The following is a 2,348-nucleotide window of genomic DNA, read 5'->3' as shown; positions in this document are numbered from 1 at the left end:
CTCGCGCCCGGCGCTGCGCTGCCATCGACCGCCCAGCTCTGCCAGCGCTACGACGTGTCCGCCAGCGTGGTCAAGGCAGCGATCAGTGTGCTGCGCACCGAGGGCCTGATCGTTGGCCAACAGGGCAAGGGCGTGTTCGTCCGCGAGGACGCCGCGGCGTCGGCCGAGCAGCCGGCCTCGTCGGAGGTCATGGAGCAGCTCGCTCAGATGCGGAGCACTCTGGCGACCCTCGGCGAGCGGATCGCGGATCTGGAGAAGGCTGTGTTCCAAGGGCCGAAGCGATCTCGCTGACCCGACAGGCCAACTCCTCCATTTCAGACCGAATGGCCTGAAGTTCGTCGATAATTCGCTGATTTGCGGTCACTCCGGCACCCCTTTTCTGGTCGGTCGTTATCCCGGCGGGGATGCCGTTAGTTCATCGCGTATCGGCGCTGGTGAGTATCACGGAGCGTTAGCTAAGCTTCTTCACTGCTGCCTGCACGGCGGTTACACATGCGCTTACACATTGCGCGCTCCCCAAGGTGCGCGAAAAGGATGCGATGAAGACAATTCACCGCCCCGGCTGGCAACCTCTGGTCCTGCGCCAGCATCGCGAAGCACACGGGCTGACCCTCGAAGCCGCTGGTGACCAGCTCCGCCAGGTCGCCAGCCGCCACGGCCTGACCGCGCCTGCCGCCAACTTCCAGACACTCTGGGCACACGAACAGGGATCGGTATATCCCGGACCTCACTACCGAAGAGCGTACTGTCTCCTATATCAGGCAAATGAACCTACTCTGGGTTTCCGCCTGCCGCTCCCCGGTGAAATAACCCAAGTGGAAAATTCCATCTCGGATTTGCCTCAACCCACCGACCCCGCCACCGACAACGCCGCCGCCCAGGTGATCGAACAAACGCTGCACAAAGTCGCGGGCGCCCCATCCAACGCCGAGCAGAACGCACTCCTCAACCGCGTCGTGGACGCCTGGCGACGACGCCACGGGCACGGCAGCCCCAAGCCCATCCTCACGCTCGTCGGCGGCTACGCCGGATCGGGAAAGACCGAGTTCTCCCGCTTCCTGTCCGACATCACTGGCTGGGCCTTCCTGGACAAGGACTCCCTGACCCGCGCCATGGTCGAACGCCTGCTCATCTCCCTCGGCGGCGACCCCCACGACCGGCACACCGAGCTGTACCTCAGCGAGGTCCGCCCGCTGGAGTACCGGTGCCTGATGGAAACCGCGTTCGACAACCTCAAGGTCGGCACCTCGGCGATCCTGTCGGCCCCGTTCATCGCCGAGCTGGCCGATCCCGATTGGGTCTGCCGCCTCACCAACCGATGCGCGGCCAGGGGCATCGACGTGGCGGTGGTGTGGGTGCGCTGCGATCCCGAATCCATGCGCGAGTACATCGAGTTCCGGGGAGCTCCCCGCGACGCCTGGAAGCTCGACAACTGGCAGACGTACGTCAGCGGCCTCAACACGGAGACCAGCCCGTCCACCGCGCACATCACCGTGGACAACCGACTGGGTGCCGCTATCAGCCTGGCCGACCAGACCCGCGAGACGCTCAAACGGATCCTCACATGATGGGCATTGTGCTGTACGGACCGCCTGCCAGTGGTAAGAGCACCGTCACCGCAGCCCTCGGCGAAGTCGACCAGCGATTCACGCTGGTACGCAAGCTCAAGGCGGGGAACCGGCGCGGAGCCGAGTACGACTTCGTCAGCGCCGAGGATCTCGCACGGCTCCGGGCAGCCGGGCGTGTCCTGGTCGAATCCCGCCGCTACGGAAACACCTACGCCATCGACCGCCACAAGCTCGACCGGCTCACGGCGGCCGGTCAAGTGCCGGTCGTCCACCTGGGCAACATCGCCGACATCCGGCGCCTGGTCCAGCCCGCGCCATGGCTCGTCGTCCTGCTCTGGATCCCGCGGCAGGTCTGTGAGGAACGCTCCCGCCAGCGTGGCGACAGCGACACGATCCACCGCCTCCAGGCATGGGACGAGACACTCGCCGACCTGTGCGCCAACGACCACGGCCTGTTCCACTGCCGCTTCCGCACGGACCAGGCCACGCCGGACGAGGTCGCCCGGCAGACTGCCGGCGCCTACTTCAAGCAGCACGCGGGAGCCCCTTAGTCACCGCGCCTCACCGTTAAGAATCTGAATCCACAGACTCCACCCGGCGCGGGCAGACATCCACGAGCTTTCAAGGATGTCCGCAGGGTCCCCGGACGGGAGGCATCGGACGAACCCCAGGCCGGCGGCCGTACAGAACTCGTACATCGGGTAAGTGCACGCGCACGTGTGCGCGCGAACCCGGAGGCGCTCGGCGCGGTGCAGGGGTCGCTCCCATCGCACCTGGACA

Annotated in this window: 3 protein-coding genes; all 3 read left to right on the top strand. The window is 66.0% G+C overall.

Going from position 1 to position 2,348, the window contains the following annotated elements; translation table 11 throughout:
* The coding region (locus tag FH608_RS51070) for a winged helix-turn-helix domain-containing protein (protein ID WP_139638457.1) at positions 1-291 on the top strand (291 nt) is incomplete at its 5' end.
* A gap of 545 nt (positions 292-836) precedes the next feature.
* The gene (locus FH608_RS51065) at positions 837-1,568 is read left to right on the top strand and encodes an AAA family ATPase (protein ID WP_226900763.1); all 732 of its coding nucleotides are present in this window, start codon (positions 837-839) and stop codon (positions 1,566-1,568) included.
* Positions 1,565-2,119 (top strand): nucleoside/nucleotide kinase family protein, encoded by a 555-nt coding sequence (locus FH608_RS51060; RefSeq protein ID WP_139638456.1) that lies wholly within the window; start codon positions 1,565-1,567, stop codon positions 2,117-2,119. Before FH608_RS51065 ends, FH608_RS51060 begins: the two co-directional genes overlap by 4 nt.
* The last annotated feature ends 229 nt before the right edge of the window (positions 2,120-2,348 follow it).

It is taken from the genome of Nonomuraea phyllanthi (assembly GCF_006334985.2).
GTDB classification, from domain to species: Bacteria; Actinomycetota; Actinomycetes; order Streptosporangiales; family Streptosporangiaceae; genus Nonomuraea; species Nonomuraea phyllanthi.
The sequence above is the reverse complement of the archived record's forward strand: the minus strand, read 5'-3'. Positions and strand labels throughout refer to the sequence as shown.